Below are 14,828 nucleotides of genomic sequence, written 5' to 3' on the forward strand. Positions count from 1 at the left end.
CAAAACAAGCTGCGGCGGGCGTTCAATTCTTCGCGTGGTTGGCTTAAGAAACGGGGCAAGCACGCCGAGGACGGAACCGCCCGCTCCCGGCAGCCAAGGATGAAGGCATAAGATGAAGTTTCTCGATAAGGCCAAGGTCTATGTACGGTCCGGCGACGGCGGCTCCGGCTCCGTCTCGTTTCGCCGCGAGAAGTTCATCGAGTTCGGCGGGCCGGACGGTGGCGATGGCGGGCGCGGCGGCGACGTTTTCGTGGAGGCCGTTTCGGGCCTCAACACGCTGATCGACTATCGCTACCAGCAGCATTACCGCGCCAAGACGGGCATGCACGGCATGGGCCGCAACCGAACGGGCGGCAAGGGCGCCGACGTGACGCTGAAGGTGCCCGTCGGCACGCAGGTCTTTGCCGAGGACGGCGAGACGCTGATCTGCGACCTGACGGAAGTCGGCGAGGTGTTCCGCATTGCTGCCGGCGGCAATGGCGGTTTCGGCAACGCCTATTTCAAGACATCCGTGAACCAGGCTCCACGCCGCGCCAACCCCGGCCTGCCGGGCGAAGAACTGACCATCTGGCTGCAGCTCAAGCTGATTGCCGATGCCGGCCTTGTGGGCCTGCCGAATGCCGGCAAGTCGACGTTCCTGGCTTCCGTGACGGCGGCGCGGCCGAAGATCGCCGATTATCCGTTCACCACTTTGCATCCCAACCTCGGCGTCGCTTCGGTCGACAGCACCGAATTCGTCATCGCCGATATTCCCGGCCTGATTGAGGGTGCGCATGAGGGGGTCGGCATCGGCGACCGCTTCCTGGGCCATGTCGAGCGTACGCGCGTCCTGCTGCATCTGGTATCCGGTGTGGAGGAGGATGTCGCGCATGCCTACCGTACCGTGCGGCGCGAGCTGGAGCTGTACGAGGGTGGCCTGACAGACAAGCCGGAGATCGTCGCCTTGTCGCAGATCGATTCCCTGTCGCCCGAAATCCGGGCCGAAAAGCTGGCGGCGCTGGAAGCCGAGGTCGGCCACCGGGTCATCGCCCTGTCCGCCGTCAGCCGCGAGGGCCTGCCCGAAACGTTGCGTCTGCTGCGCCGGCACATCGACAGCTTCGCCGACGAGGCTGGTGAGCGGCTGGCCGAGGAAGATGCAAGCCGCTTCGGCCATCGTATGAATGAAGAGGATTGGCGTCGGTGAGCGACACATCCCTTTCGGCCTATCGCCGTATCGTCATCAAGATCGGCTCGGCTCTGCTGGTCGACCGCGAAAGCGGGCTGCGGCGCGCCTGGCTGGAAAGCCTTGCCGACGACGTTGCTCGCCTGGTCCGTGCGGGGCACGAGGTGCTGCTGGTATCGTCGGGCGCCATCGCGCTCGGCCGCAATGTGTTGCGGCTGCAGCCCAAGCCCTTGCGCCTCGACGAAAGCCAGGCGGCGGCGGCCGTCGGCCAGATCGCTTTGGCGCGCGTCTACTCCGAAGTGCTGGGCGCGCATGGGCTGGAAGCCGGGCAGATTCTGCTGACGCTCGGCGATACCGAAGAGCGACGCCGCTATCTGAACGCCCGCGCCACCATCAAGACGTTGATCGGCTTCGGCGCGATCCCCGTCATCAACGAAAACGACACCGTCGCCACTGCGGAAATCCGTTACGGCGACAATGACAGGCTGGCCGCGCGGGTGGCGACCATGATGTCCGCCGACCTGCTGGTGCTTCTGTCCGACATCGACGGGCTCTACACCGCGCCGCCGGCCCAAAATCCGGATGCGCGTCATATCCCGCATGTCGCGGTCATCACGCCCGAGATCGAGGCGATGGCCGGGGCCGCCGCCTCGCAGCTCTCCCGCGGCGGCATGAAAACCAAGATCGATGCCGGCCGAATCGCGACGGAAGCCGGGGTGGCCATGATCGTCACCGCCGGCAACCGCATGAGCCCGCTGTCGGCAATCGAGGCCGGCGAACGCGCGACCTTCTTTGCCCCCGCGTCCAGTGCGGTCAACTCGCGCAAGCGGTGGATCGCCGGGCACCTCAACACGCTGGGGCGCCTGACCGTCGATGCCGGCGCGGTGGACGCCCTGCGCCGCGGTCGCAGCCTGCTGCCGGCGGGCGTGCGGGCCGTGCACGGAACCTTCGGACGCGGCGACACGATCGTGGTGGAAGACGAGGCCGGCCACGAGGTGGCGCGTGGCCTCGTCGCCTACGACGCTGAAGATGCGCGCGCCGTCGCCGGCCATCGCAGCAGCGATGTGGAACGCATCCTTGGCCATGCGCCGCGCACGGCGATGATCCATCGCGACGATCTCGTCGTCAGCCCGCGACAGGGCGATGGGGCATCCGGAGAGAAATCGGAGACATACGATGCGTGACGACAGCGCCGGTATCGAAAGCGTCATGGCGGACATCGGCACGCGGGCGCGCGCGGCAGCGCGCCTGCTGGCGCAGGCTCCGTCGGCGCTGCGCCATGAGGCGCTTCTTGCCATGGCCGCCGCCGTCCGGCGTGCCGAAGCGGATATACTGGCGGCCAATGCGCAGGACGTCGCGCAGGCGCGGGAAGCCGGGCTTTCCGCCGCGCTGATCGACCGGCTGGTGCTGGATGAAGGTCGCATCGCCGGGATCGCCTCCGGCATCGAGGCCGTGGCCGCCCTGCCCGATCCCGTCGGCGCGGTCATCGATGCCTGGACCCGGCCCAATGGGCTGAGGATCGAGCGCGTGCGCACGCCGCTCGGCGTGATCGGTGTCATCTACGAAAGCCGCCCCAATGTGACGGCAGACGCGGGGGCGCTGTGCCTTGCTTCCGGCAACGCCGTCATCCTGCGTGGCGGCTCCGACAGCGCGCGCTCCTCAGCCGCTGTCCATCGGGCGCTGACCAGCGGGCTGCAGGCGGCCGGGCTACCCGAAGACGCCATACAGATCGTGCCGACGGCCGACCGTGCTGCCGTTGGCGAGATGCTGAAAGGGCTTGGCGGCGCAATCGACGTGATCGTGCCGCGCGGCGGCCGCAGCCTCGTGGAGCGGGTGCAGACAGAGGCGCGCGTACCGGTCTTCGCGCATCTGGAAGGCCTGTGCCATGTCTATATCGACCGGGCCGCGCAACTGGACATGGCGCGCGATATCGCCGTCAACGCCAAGATGCGGCGCACCGGCATCTGCGGCTCGGCCGAAACGCTCCTTGTCGACAGGGCGGTGGCAGAGACGCATCTGTCGCCCATCCTCGACGCTCTGGCATCCAAGGGCTGCGAGATCCGCGGCTCCGATGCCGTCCGCGCCCTGTACCCGGCCGCCAATGCCGCCACCGACGAGGATTTCCGGACAGAGTATCTGGACGCCATCATTTCGGTAGACCTGGTGGATGGCGTCGAGGGGGCGATCGACCATATTGAGACCTATTCCTCGCACCACACCGAGTGCATCGTCACCGACGATGCGGCAACCGCCGACCGCTTCATGCGGGCGATCGATTCCGCGATTCTTTTGCATAACGCCTCGACGCAATTCGCCGATGGTGGAGAGTTCGGCATGGGTGCGGAAATCGGCATCGCCACCGGCAAGATGCACGCGCGCGGTCCGGTTGGGGTCGAGCAATTGACGAGCTTCAACTACCGCGTCCATGGCACCGGGCAATTGAGGCCGTGAACGCGGGCTTCTCAGCCCCCGAATGGCCCCTGCCCGCCCACGCCCTGCGCATGCCGTTCACCATGGCCGGCATGCGCGTCGGCCTGTTCGGCGGATCGTTCAACCCGCCCCATCGCGGCCATCTGCTGGTGGCGGAAACGGCGCTGCGCCGGCTTGGCCTCGACCGTCTGTGGTGGATGGTGACGCCCGGCAACCCGTTGAAAGACCATGGGGTCCTTGCGCCACTGGGCGAGCGGCTGGCGCTGTCGGAAGCGTTGGCCCGCGATCCGCGTATCGATGTCACGGCATTCGAGGCGGCCGCCGCCATCCGGTTTACCGCCGACACGGTGCGGCTGGTGGCCGCACGCCGCCGCGACGTAGAATTTGTGTGGGTGATGGGCGCCGACAGCCTGGCGACGTTCCACCGCTGGCAGGACTGGCAGTTTATCGCGGCGGCAATGCCGATCGCGGTCGTGGACCGCCCGGGATCAACCCTGTCGCTCCTATCCTCTCCCATGGCGCAGCGTTTTCAACGCTGGCGCATGCCGGAGCGCTCGGCCCGGGCGCTGCCCGGCGCCCGGCCGCCGGCCTGGGTTTTTCTTCATGGGCCGCGCTCGGCTCTCTCATCAACAGCATTGCGCAGCAATGCTTGATCGGCATCGAACTGGACACGATATGCAAGTTGGAACACAATCGCCGCACCGTTTGCAGCAAGAAGGAGCCTGTCAACTGACCCCCGCGCCTGAAACGAAGGACGTCCCGGACGTTGCTTCCGACGCGCCCTCCGGCGACCGTACGGCCGACCGGAACGCCATCGATCTGGTCATCGCAAGCCTCGACGATTCCAAGGCCGAGGAGATCGTCTCGATCGACCTCAAGGGAAAGTCGGCCCTCGCGGACCATATGGTCATCGCCTCCGGCCGCTCTCACCGCCATGTCAGCGCCGTTGCGGACCACCTGTTGAGAGACCTGAAGGACAATGGATTCGGCCCCGCCAAGGTGGAAGGCCTGACCAATGGCGACTGGGTGCTCATCGACACCGGCGACATCATCATCCACATCTTCCGGCCGGAAGTGCGCAGCTTCTATAATATCGAGAAGATGTGGTCGGCCGTGGATCAGGATCCGAAGCTGCACTGAGCGGGCCGCCGCGTGCGCATGACGCTGATTGCCGTCGGCCGCATGAAGGCCGGGCCGGAACAGGAGCTTGCGGCCCGTTATCTGACGCGTCTGCGCAAGAGCGGCGCGCCGCTCGGGCTGGATTTCGCCGGCGTGGTCGAGCTTACCGAATCGCGGGCCGCCGATGCCGATGCGCGCAAGGCCGACGAGGCGGCGCGCATCCTTGCCGCCCTGCCGGACAAAGCCGCATTGATGGTCTTGGACGAAACGGGAAAGACGCCGAATTCGGATGAATTCGCCCTGCGCCTTGCGGCGCTCAGGGACGAGCCCGTGCGCGATCTCGGCATCGTCATCGGGGGGCCGGACGGGCTGTCTCCGTCGCTTCGCTCGCAGGCATCGTCCATCATCGCCCTAGGCCGGATGACGTGGCCGCATCAGCTTGCGCGCATCCTCGTCGCCGAGCAGTTGTATCGCGCCACCACCATCCTGGCCGGCCACCCCTATCACCGGCGATAAGGCCCGCTGCGGCGGTGCGGCGGATGGATTCTTTAACCGGCCCGGCCTAACATCGCATTGTGCAACGCGAGACGGGGAAAGGGCCGGCACATTTTGGCAGTAACACAGCCCTTCCGCAGACCGGTATCGCGTGCCGTTCGGCGCGCCGCACTCTGGATTGCGCTCGGCGTCCTTGTGCCGCTGTCGGCAATCCCGTCTGCGGCCAGCGCCGAAGAGCGCGTTGCCGCCATCGGGCCGCAGCAAGGGGGATCGGGGCAGATCCGCCAGGAACTGGCGGCGATCTCGGGCCAGATCCAGGTTACGCAGCAAACCCTTGCCCGCCTTCGCTCGGAAGCGGCGGAGATTGCCCTCGATCGCGAAGCCCTGTCGCGCCGTCTGGTGGAAAGCGCCAGGGCGGCTGAGTCCCTTTCGGCCGAGCTGGCCGCGCTCGAAACGCGCCTGGAGCGGATGGGCGCGCGGTCGCTGGCACTGGATCGGTCGCTGGCCGAGCGCCGGCGCGTTCTGACCGGTCTGCTTGCTGCCATGCAGCGGCTGGGGCGTTCGCCGCCCCCGGCGCTTCTGGTGCAGCCGGACGATGCCATCGGCGCCTTGCGCAGCGCCATGATGCTAGGCCGCGTCGTACCGGCCGTGCAGCAGGAAACGGCGGCCCTCGGCCGCGAGATCGACGAGCTTTCATCGCTGACGATGGCCATGGAGGCTGCCAAGGCAAGCTATGCCGACCGGCTGGCCGACCGGCGTATCGAGGACGCCCGGCTGGAAAGCCTCATCGCCGAGCGGCGGCAGGCCGAAACCCGCTCGCAGGCGGAATCGCAAGCCCTGGCCGCACGGGCGGAACGGCTTTCAGCCCGCGCCGCAACGCTGGAACAACTGATCGCCGCACTGGACAAAGCCGATGCGCCACAGGCTCGCGAAGCGTCCCGGCCACCGGAAACAGGCTACGACATCGCGTCCTTGCGTGAAAACATGCCGCGATTGCGCAGCAACGCCGTATTTTCGACATTGAAGGGCGTACTGAATCGTCCGGTGTCGGGTGAAACGATCCTTGGCTTCGGGCAGGTGGACGCTGGCGGAAGATCATCTTCCGGAATGCGCTTCGCAAGTGCCTTCGGAGACAGGGTCACCGCACCGGCGGATGCGGAAGTGCTCTATGCGGGACCATTTCGGTCCTATGGACAACTCTTGATCCTGAATGCCGGCGATGGCTATCATATCGTCCTGGCAGGCATGGCGGAAATCGACGTGGGCGTCGGGCAATTCGTTCTCGCCGGAGAACCGGTCGCACGCATGGGGGCGCGGCGACTGGCTGAGCGAGGCGACGGGCAGTATCCGCCGGAGAGCGGACCGGAGCTCTATGTCGAGTTTCGCAAGGACGGGCAACCGGTCGATCCTGCGCCGTGGTGGGCGGAACGACCATCTGGAAGGACGAGGAATGATACGTAAGCTCTCCATTCTCTTCGCGGGAGCGCTGATGGGCGCGACGGCGATGACCGCCTTCGTCGGTCCCCATTCCGGCGTCGCCAATGCAGCAGGATCGGATACTTACCGCCAGCTTGCCATTTTCGGCGACGTCTTCGAGCGCGTCCGCGCGCAGTACGTCGAACAGCCCGATGACCAGAAGTTGATCGAGACTGCGATCAACGGCATGCTCACCTCGCTCGACCCCCATTCCAGCTACATGAACCCCGAACAGACGTCCGACATGCGCACCGAAACGCGCGGACAGTTCGGCGGCCTCGGCATCGAGGTCACCATGGAGAATGAACTGGTCAAGGTGATTTCGCCGTTCGAGGGCACACCGGCCGACAAGGCCGGCGTTCTTGCCAACGACATGATCGCCGAGATCGACGGAGAGCAGGTGCGCGGCCTGACCCTTTCGGAAGCGGTTGACCGCATGAAGGGCGACATCGGCACCGCCGTCGACCTGACCATCATCCGCGAAGGCGCCGCCCAGCCGATCCGCCTGTCGATCACGCGCGACGAGATCAAGGTTCCCTCGGTCCGCCATACGGTCGAGAACGATGTCGGCTACATCAAGCTTCTGCGCTTCAACGAGCAGACCACCGTTGGCCTCGAGGAAGCGATCGCCGATATCAAGGAGAAGATCCCGGAGGGCGATCTCAAGGGCTACGTCCTCGATCTGCGCCGCAACCCCGGCGGTCTCCTGGACGAGGCGGTCAGCGTCTCCGACGCTTTCCTGGAAAAGGGGGAGATCGTCTCCACGCGCGGCCGTAATGCCGAAGAGACACGGCGCTACAATGCGCGTTCCGGCGACGATATCGACGGGCGTCCGCTGGTTGTCCTCGTCAATGGCGGCTCGGCCTCCGCATCGGAGATCGTGGCCGGCGCCCTGCAGGATCAGGGACGCGCCACGGTCGTCGGCTCGCGTTCGTTCGGCAAGGGCTCGGTGCAGACCATCATTCCGCTCGGGTCCAACGGTTCGCTCCGCCTCACGACGGCGCTCTACTACACGCCTTCCGGCTCTTCCATCCAGGGGCGCGGCATCCGCCCGGACATCGTGGTCGACCAGCCGCTGCCCGAGGAAATCCGCGAGCAGATGGGCCTGACCGCCGAAGAAGACCTGCGTCGGGGCGAATCCTCGTTGCGCGGCCACATCCAGGGTGCGGAAGAGAACGACGAGGGCTCCGGCTCGCTCGACTACGTCCCGCCGGAAGCCAAGGACGATCTTCAGCTCCAGTACGCTCTGGAACTTCTGCGCGGCACGAAGACCCATGCGGCCTTCCCGCCCAAGCAGGAAGCTGCCTCGGCAGCCAACTGAACGCCTTCTGTATGTCGTATCCGGCCCCGGGGTTCGCCCCGGGGCCTTTTCTTTGACCGAGCATTGGGGACACAGATGCCGATTGTCGAGCCGGAAACGCTGCCGTACCGCCCATGCGTCGGCATCATGGTACTGAACGCCGAGGGCAAGGTCTGGGTTGGTCGGCGCATCGCGCTGCCGCAGGGCGAGCTGGACGGCGAAGAACGCCTCTGGCAGATGCCGCAGGGCGGCATAGACCCCGGCGAGGAGCCCTTCCCCGCAGCACTGCGCGAACTCTACGAGGAAACGGGCATGCGCACCGTTTCCCTGCTTGCCGAGGCCGACCGCTGGATCGACTACGACCTGCCCCCGCATCTGGTTGGAATTGCCCTGAAAGGGCGCTTCCGGGGGCAGACGCAGAGATGGTTCGCGTTCCGCTTCGATGGTGACGAAGGCGAGATCCAGATCGCCCCTCCCCCCGGTGGCCACGAGGCCGAGTTTTCCGAATGGGGCTGGAAGACGATGGATGAGGTGCTGGAGCTGATCGTACCCTTCAAGCGCCCCGTCTATGAGGCGGTGGTACAGCAGTTTCGCGGACTATCAGCGGTCTGACACCGCCCCCGGCGCTAGCGCGTCGTCCAGCGCCGCAAGGCGGTCCGCGGCCGCCGCCGCATAGGGGCCGATCCACCGGTCGTGAATGCGTTTGATCGGCAGGGCGTTGAGATGGTTCCAGCGCTCCCGCCCCTTTCGCACGGCAACCACGAGGCCTGCGTCTTCGAGCACTTTGAGATGCTGCATCACCGTGCAGCGATCCAACGCCTGGAAGGCCGCGCACAGGCCCCCCGTGGTTTGTGGGCCTGCCTTCAACGCGTCCAGCATCCGCCTCCGGACACCCGACGAGAGGGCCTTGAATATCGGATCGTCTTCCGTATCGCTTGACATGTTATGTTTTTATAACATTATCGGAGCAATCGCAAGCGGAGGTACAGAAGATGAATCTCTCTTTCCAGGTATCCGGCCGGATAGACCGCCCGGTTGAAGCGGTGTTCGAAGCGGTCGTCGATCCGACCCAGCTTTCGTCCTACTTCACGACCGGCGGCGCGGAAGGACGGCTCGAGACCGGCACGACGGTGCTGTGGAACTTCGCCGATTTCCCCGGAGCCTTCCCGGTAACGGTCGTCGAGGTGACGCATCCGAGCCGGATCGTTCTGCGGTGGGATGCGGCGCCGGAGGCCGGCTCATACCAGACCGAAGTGATCATGAGCTTCGAAGCGACAGAGGACGGGCGCACGCTGGTAACGATTGCGGAAAGCGGCTGGAGCGACGATGCGGCCGGGCTGAAGGCATCCTACGACAATTGCGCCGGATGGATGCAGATGCTGTGCGCGCTCAAGGTATGGGCCGAACACGGGATCAACATCCGCGAGGGCATGTTTCGTTGAGACGAAAGAAAAGGCCCCTCGGATAGTGCCGAGGGGCCTTTGAAACCTGTCTGAAACGGTATGGCTCAGGCAGCCAGCGCGGCCCGGGCGTTCTGCAGGTCGGCCAGCCGATGCTCGGCGCGCGACCGGATGTCGGCATCCTTGGCGTCGGCCACGTCTTCCTCGGCGTTGCGGATCTGGCGGTCCAGTTCGTCGGCCGAGAGATCCTCGACGGGAACGGCATGCTCGGCCAGAAGGGTGAAGCCGTCCGGGTTGATGTCGGCAAAGCCGCCCTGGATGAAGATCCGGCGTTCGCCGCCGCCGCCCAACGTGGCATGGACCACGCCCGGCTTCAGCGTCGTCATCAGAGGCGCGTGATGCGCCATGACGGTGAAATAGCCTTCGGTCCCCGGCGCGATGACGGCCGTCACCTGCTCTGAAAGAAGCAGCCGCTCGGGAGAAACGAGTTCGAACTTGAAGCTGTCAGCCACGGATCGCCTGCCTTGAAACCGCGCCGTCCCAGGTGGACAGCGCACTCTTGGTATTTCGACGGAACCTGTGTCCTACGGACCGGCTCCGCAACGATGGGGGAAAGGCCCGCCGGCTTGCGGCGCGCCTTTCCCGGTCTGGATCAGGCCGCTTCGGCAGCCAGGCGCTGGGCCTTCTCAATAGCCTGGTCGATGGAGCCGACCATGTAGAAGGCCGCTTCCGGTAGGTGATCGAACTCGCCCTCGACGAGGCCCTTGAACGAGCGGATCGTGTCTTCCATCGGCACGAGCTGCCCCGGCGCACCGGTGAACACCTCGGCCACGAAGAAGGGCTGCGACAGGAAGCGCTCGATCTTGCGGGCGCGCGCCACGGTCAGCTTGTCCTCTTCGGACAGTTCGTCCATGCCGAGAATGGCGATGATGTCCTGCAGCGACTTGTACTTCTGCAGGATCGACTGGACCTTCCGGGCCACGTCGTAATGCTCTTCACCGATGATCATCGGCGACAGCATGCGCGAGGTGGACTCCAGCGGATCCACCGCCGGGTAGATGCCCTTCTCGGAGATGGCGCGGTTGAGAACCGTCGTCGCGTCGAGGTGGGCGAAGGACGTTGCCGGCGCCGGGTCGGTCAGATCGTCGGCGGGCACGTAGATGGCCTGCACGGACGTGATCGAACCCTTGGTCGTCGTGGTGATGCGCTCCTGCATGGCGCCCATGTCGGTGGCCAGCGTCGGCTGATAGCCCACCGCCGAAGGGATACGGCCCAGAAGCGCCGACACCTCGGAGCCTGCCTGCGTGAAGCGGAAGATGTTATCCACGAAGAACAGCACGTCCTGGCCCTGATCGCGGAAATGCTCGGCGATCGTCAGGCCGGTCAGTGCGACGCGGGCGCGCGCACCGGGAGGCTCGTTCATCTGGCCGTAGACCAGGGCGGCCTTGGAGCCCGCAGTGGAGCCGTTATGCTCGTGCGGGTCCTTGTTCACGCCGGACTCGATCATCTCGTGGTAGAGATCGTTACCCTCGCGGGTGCGCTCGCCGACGCCGGCGAAGACCGAATAGCCACCATGCGCCTTGGCGACGTTGTTGATCAGTTCCTGGATGAGAACCGTCTTGCCGACGCCGGCGCCGCCGAACAGGCCGATCTTGCCGCCGCGCGCATAGGGCGCCAGAAGATCGATGACCTTGATGCCCGTAACCAGGATCTGGCTTTCCGGCGACTGCTCGATGTAGGGCGGGGCCGGCTGGTGGATGGCACGCTTGGTTTGCGTGCGGATCGGACCCACTTCGTCGATCGGCTCGCCGATGACGTTCATGATGCGGCCGAGCGTCTCGTCGCCTACCGGCACCTCGATCGGAGCACCGGTATCGCGCACCGGCTGGCCACGCACCAGACCTTCGGTCAGGTCCATCGCGATGGTGCGCACGGTGTTTTCGCCAAGATGCTGCGCGACCTCGAGCACGAGCCGGTTACCGTTGTTCTCGGTCTCCAGCGCGTTCAGGATCTCCGGCAGGGTCCCGTCGAACTCGACGTCCACAACGGCGCCGATGACCTGGGCGATGCGGCCGGTGGTCACGCTCCTGTCCAATGTGTCAGCCATGAAGGCCTCCTCTTAAACCAGCTTGGAACCGCACGTCCGGCCAGAAGCCTCCCGCGCGCCTCGATGTTGAATTGGGCGGCCCCGCCCGATGGCGGTCGAGGCCGGAAACTACTGCCTTACAGCGCTTCCGCACCGGCGATGATCTCGATCAGTTCGGTCGTGATCTGCGCCTGGCGCTGGCGGTTGTAGGAGATCGACAGCTTCTTGATCATGTCGCCGGCGTTGCGCGTGGCGTTGTCCATGGCGCTCATGCGGGCGCCCTGTTCCGAAGCGGCATTCTCGAGCAGCGCGCGGAAGATCTGCACCTTCACGTTGCGCGGAAGGATATCCTCGAGGATCGCCTCCGGCTCCGGCTCGTAGTCGTAGAGGGCGCCACCGGCGCTGGCATCCACGGACGCACCTTCCGCAGGCGGCACCATCGCCGGAATCAGCTGCTGCGCCGTCGGCTTCTGCGTGATGACATTGACGAACTCCGAATAGAAGATCGTCGCTACGTCGTACTCGCCCTTTTCGAAGCGCGCCATCACCGTCTCGGCAACCTCTTCGGCCTGGGCGAAACCCAATGCCTTCGGATTGGACAACTCGACACGCTCGACGATGCGGGCCGAAAGGTCACGACGGATCATGTCGTAGCCCTTCTTGCCGACGGTCACGATCTTGACCGTCTTGCCCTCGGCATCCAGCTTCCGGATATGCTCCCGGAAGCGGCGCACGATCTGCGCATTGAAACCGCCGCACAGGCCACGGTCGGACGTGAACAGCACCAGCAGATGCGTGTCGTCCTTGCCGGTGCCGGCCATCAGGGCCGGCGCCTCGCCGTCGTCCATGGCGTTGGCGATATTGGCCAGAACAGAGGCCATCCGCTCCGAATAGGGGCGGGCAGCCTCGGCCGCAACCTGGGCACGGCGAAGCTTGGCCGCCGCGACCATCTGCATGGCCTTGGTGATCTTCTGCGTCGCCTTGACCGAGGCAATGCGGTTTCGCAGATCCTTGAGCGAAGCCATCTGTCTCTAGCGTCTCCGGGTTCAGCCTAGCCGTACGATCAGGCGAAGGACTTGGCGTACTGGTCGAGGGCGGCCTTGAGCTTGCCGCGCGTCTCGTCCGACAGGGCCTTGTCCGTCGCGATCGTAGTCAGGATATCCTTGTGCTCGGTGCGGAGCGCGGTCAGCAGGCCCTGTTCGAACGGGCCGACATCGGAAACCTTGAGCTTGTCGAGGTATCCCTGCGTTCCGGCGAAGATCACCGCGACCTGCTCTTCCGTCTTGAGCGGCGAGAACTGGGGCTGCTTGAGCAGCTCCGTCAAGCGCGCGCCACGGTTCAACAGGCGCTGCGTGGCCGCATCGAGATCGGAGCCGAACTGCGCGAAGGCCGCCATCTCGCGGTACTGCGCGAGCTCGCCCTTGATGGAGCCGGCAACCTGCTTCATCGCCTTGATCTGCGCGGCCGAGCCGACGCGCGACACCGAAAGGCCAACGTTCACGGCCGGGCGGATGCCCTGGTAGAACAGGTTGGTCTCGAGGAAGATCTGGCCGTCGGTGATCGAGATCACGTTGGTCGGAATGTAGGCCGACACGTCGTTGGCCTGCGTCTCGATGACCGGCAGTGCGGTCAGCGAGCCGGCGCCCAGCGAGTCGTTGAGCTTGGCGGCGCGCTCCAGCAGGCGGGAGTGCAGGTAGAAGACGTCGCCCGGATAGGCTTCGCGGCCCGGCGGGCGACGCAGCAGAAGCGACATCTGGCGGTAGGAGACGGCCTGCTTGGACAGGTCGTCGTAGCCGATCACGGCATGCATGCCGTTGTCACGGAAATACTCGCCGATGGCGCAGCCCGCGAAAGGCGCGATGTACTGCAGCGGAGCCGGGTCGGAGGCCGTGGCGGCGACGACGACCGAATAGGCCATGGCGCCGCGCTCTTCCAGCGTCCGCACGAACTGTGCGACGGTCGAGCGCTTCTGGCCGATGGCCACGTAGATGCAGTACAGCTGGTCGGCCGTACGACCTTCGTCGTGGGCCGGCTTCTGATTGAGGAACGTGTCCAGCAGGATCGCCGTCTTGCCCGTCTGGCGATCGCCGATGACGAGCTCGCGCTGGCCGCGACCGATCGGGATGAGCGCGTCGATGGCCTTCAGGCCCGTCGCCATCGGCTCATGCACCGACTTGCGCGGGATGATGCCCGGCGCCTTCACGTCGACGCGGCGACGCTCGGTGGCGTCGATGGGGCCCTTGCCGTCGATCGGGTTGCCGAGGCCGTCGATGACGCGGCCGAGCAGGCCCTTGCCAACCGGCACGTCCACGATGGCGCCCGTACGCTTGACGGTGTCGCCTTCCTTGATCTCACGGTCGGAACCGAAGATCACGACGCCGACATTGTCGCTTTCGAGGTTGAGGGCCATGCCCCGGACGCCGCCCGGAAACTCGACCATCTCGCCGGCCTGCACGTTGTCGAGGCCGTAGACGCGGGCGATGCCGTCGCCCACCGACAGAACCTGACCGACCTCCGAAACCTCGGCTTCATTGCCGAAATTCTTGATCTGGTTCTTGAGGATTGCGGAAATTTCCGCGGCGCGGATGTCCATCAGCCGACCTCTTTCAGCGCGAGCTTGAGCGAATTGAGTTTCGTGCGCAGGGACGTATCGATCTGCCGGGAGCCGATACGCACGACGAGCCCGCCGAGTATAGCCGGGTCGACACTGTCCTGCATGGTGATTGTCTTGCCGGAATAGGCGGCCAGAGCCTTGGAAAGCTCTTCGCGCTGCTCCGACGTAAGCGCATGCGCGCTGACGACCTTGGCCTCCACTTCGCCGCGCGCCGCGCGCGCCAGCTCGATGAAGGCGGAAACGATCTGCGGCAGGGCGAAGAGCCGGCGGTTGGACGCCACCACCTTGAGGAAGTTGCCGACGAGCATCGAAGGCTTGACCGCCTCGACGATGGCGCCGACGGCGCGAAGCTGATCTTCCGACGTGAAGGCCGGGCTTTCCACCAGGCGGCGGAAATCCGCATTCTCTTCGATCAGGGTGCGGAACTGACGAAGTTCCGCCTCCGTCGCCTCGACTGAGCCGTCGTCATGCGACAGCTCGTAGAGGGACTGGGCGTAGCGCTCTGCGACTCCGGATACCGGAGAGGATGATTTAGCCACGGACGACCGCTTTTCTTCCTGAAGTTTGACCCTCCCGTTCCCCTGCGATGCAGGCGGCGGGGAAAACCAGAACCGATCCTTGAAATTGCAGCGAAACCACCTGATGCCGTTTCGCCATGCCGATCGGGGGTTCGTCTAGCATAGCGATCCGGCCTCGACAACATGGCTTCGTCGAGTCTTGCGGGCTTCAAACACGGCTTTTTCGCA

Annotated in this window: 16 protein-coding genes; 10 read left to right on the forward strand and 6 right to left on the reverse strand. The window is 65.5% G+C overall.

All coding sequences use genetic code 11. The annotated features are described in order from the left end of the window. Positions 1-112: 112 nt before the first annotated feature. The 9 genes from obgE to AUL31_RS09880 all read left to right on the forward strand — a co-directional run bounded on the left by obgE (position 113) and on the right by AUL31_RS09880 (position 8,594). Positions 113-1,183 carry a GTPase ObgE gene (gene obgE / locus AUL31_RS09840; protein WP_060605118.1) on the forward strand — a complete coding sequence of 357 codons (1,071 nt, stop codon included), beginning with the start codon at positions 113-115 and terminating at the stop codon, positions 1,181-1,183. Continuing rightward, the gene (proB, locus tag AUL31_RS09845; protein ID WP_060605422.1) at positions 1,180-2,346 is read left to right on the forward strand and encodes a glutamate 5-kinase; all 1,167 of its coding nucleotides are present in this window, start codon (positions 1,180-1,182) and stop codon (positions 2,344-2,346) included. Before obgE ends, proB begins: the two co-directional genes overlap by 4 nt. Continuing rightward, positions 2,339-3,613, forward strand: coding sequence for a glutamate-5-semialdehyde dehydrogenase (locus AUL31_RS09850; protein ID WP_060605121.1), 1,275 nt, complete (start codon positions 2,339-2,341; stop codon positions 3,611-3,613). Before proB ends, AUL31_RS09850 begins: the two co-directional genes overlap by 8 nt. Before the next feature lie 50 nt (positions 3,614-3,663). Further along, positions 3,664-4,245, forward strand: coding sequence for a nicotinate-nucleotide adenylyltransferase (locus AUL31_RS09855; protein ID WP_143190202.1), 582 nt, complete (start codon positions 3,664-3,666; stop codon positions 4,243-4,245). A 22-nt stretch (positions 4,246-4,267) separates the two neighbouring features. Further along, on the forward strand, positions 4,268-4,732 hold the full coding sequence (gene rsfS / locus AUL31_RS09860) for a ribosome silencing factor (protein ID WP_082646881.1): 465 nt from the start codon (positions 4,268-4,270) through the stop codon (positions 4,730-4,732). A 12-nt stretch (positions 4,733-4,744) separates the two neighbouring features. After that, a complete protein-coding gene (gene rlmH, locus AUL31_RS09865; RefSeq protein ID WP_060605124.1) occupies positions 4,745-5,227 on the forward strand; it encodes a 23S rRNA (pseudouridine(1915)-N(3))-methyltransferase RlmH in 483 nt (160 codons plus the stop codon). A 93-nt stretch (positions 5,228-5,320) separates the two neighbouring features. Beyond that, the gene (locus AUL31_RS09870) at positions 5,321-6,667 is read left to right on the forward strand and encodes a murein hydrolase activator EnvC family protein (RefSeq protein ID WP_073469134.1); all 1,347 of its coding nucleotides are present in this window, start codon (positions 5,321-5,323) and stop codon (positions 6,665-6,667) included. Beyond that, positions 6,657-8,003, forward strand: a complete 1,347-nt coding sequence (locus AUL31_RS09875) for a S41 family peptidase (RefSeq protein ID WP_060605130.1) — start codon at positions 6,657-6,659, stop codon at positions 8,001-8,003. The genes AUL31_RS09870 and AUL31_RS09875 overlap by 11 nt, the downstream gene beginning before the upstream one ends. Positions 8,004-8,078: 75 nt before the next feature. Then, positions 8,079-8,594: an RNA pyrophosphohydrolase gene (locus AUL31_RS09880; protein ID WP_060605133.1), complete on the forward strand. Its 516-nt coding sequence runs from the start codon at positions 8,079-8,081 to the stop codon at positions 8,592-8,594. On the opposite strand, the gene AUL31_RS09885 is transcribed toward AUL31_RS09880, so the two are convergent. Then, positions 8,583-8,924 (reverse strand): ArsR/SmtB family transcription factor, encoded by a 342-nt coding sequence (locus AUL31_RS09885; RefSeq protein WP_060605136.1) that lies wholly within the window; start codon positions 8,922-8,924, stop codon positions 8,583-8,585. The genes AUL31_RS09880 and AUL31_RS09885 overlap by 12 nt on opposite strands. Before the next feature lie 50 nt (positions 8,925-8,974). On the opposite strand from AUL31_RS09885, the gene AUL31_RS09890 reads away from it, so the two are divergent. Then, a complete protein-coding gene (locus AUL31_RS09890) occupies positions 8,975-9,424 on the forward strand; it encodes an SRPBCC domain-containing protein (RefSeq protein ID WP_060605139.1) in 450 nt (149 codons plus the stop codon). A 65-nt stretch (positions 9,425-9,489) separates the two neighbouring features. On the opposite strand, the gene AUL31_RS09895 is transcribed toward AUL31_RS09890, so the two are convergent. The 5 genes from AUL31_RS09895 to AUL31_RS09915 form a co-directional block, all read right to left on the reverse strand. Beyond that, a complete protein-coding gene (locus tag AUL31_RS09895) occupies positions 9,490-9,894 on the reverse strand; it encodes a F0F1 ATP synthase subunit epsilon (protein WP_060605142.1) in 405 nt (134 codons plus the stop codon). A 140-nt stretch (positions 9,895-10,034) separates the two neighbouring features. After that, the gene (atpD, locus tag AUL31_RS09900; protein WP_060605146.1) at positions 10,035-11,489 is read right to left on the reverse strand and encodes a F0F1 ATP synthase subunit beta; all 1,455 of its coding nucleotides are present in this window, start codon (positions 11,487-11,489) and stop codon (positions 10,035-10,037) included. Positions 11,490-11,605: 116 nt separating this feature from the next. Continuing rightward, positions 11,606-12,493, reverse strand: coding sequence for a F0F1 ATP synthase subunit gamma (locus AUL31_RS09905; RefSeq protein ID WP_060605149.1), 888 nt, complete (start codon positions 12,491-12,493; stop codon positions 11,606-11,608). Between the two features lie 38 nt (positions 12,494-12,531). After that, the gene (atpA, locus tag AUL31_RS09910; RefSeq protein ID WP_060605153.1) at positions 12,532-14,061 is read right to left on the reverse strand and encodes a F0F1 ATP synthase subunit alpha; all 1,530 of its coding nucleotides are present in this window, start codon (positions 14,059-14,061) and stop codon (positions 12,532-12,534) included. Further along, the gene (locus AUL31_RS09915; protein ID WP_060605156.1) at positions 14,061-14,621 is read right to left on the reverse strand and encodes a F0F1 ATP synthase subunit delta; all 561 of its coding nucleotides are present in this window, start codon (positions 14,619-14,621) and stop codon (positions 14,061-14,063) included. Before AUL31_RS09915 ends, atpA begins: the two co-directional genes overlap by 1 nt. Positions 14,622-14,828 lie beyond the last annotated feature (207 nt).

The organism is Aureimonas altamirensis, assembly GCF_001463885.1.
Classification (GTDB): domain Bacteria; phylum Pseudomonadota; class Alphaproteobacteria; order Rhizobiales; family Rhizobiaceae; genus Aureimonas; species Aureimonas altamirensis.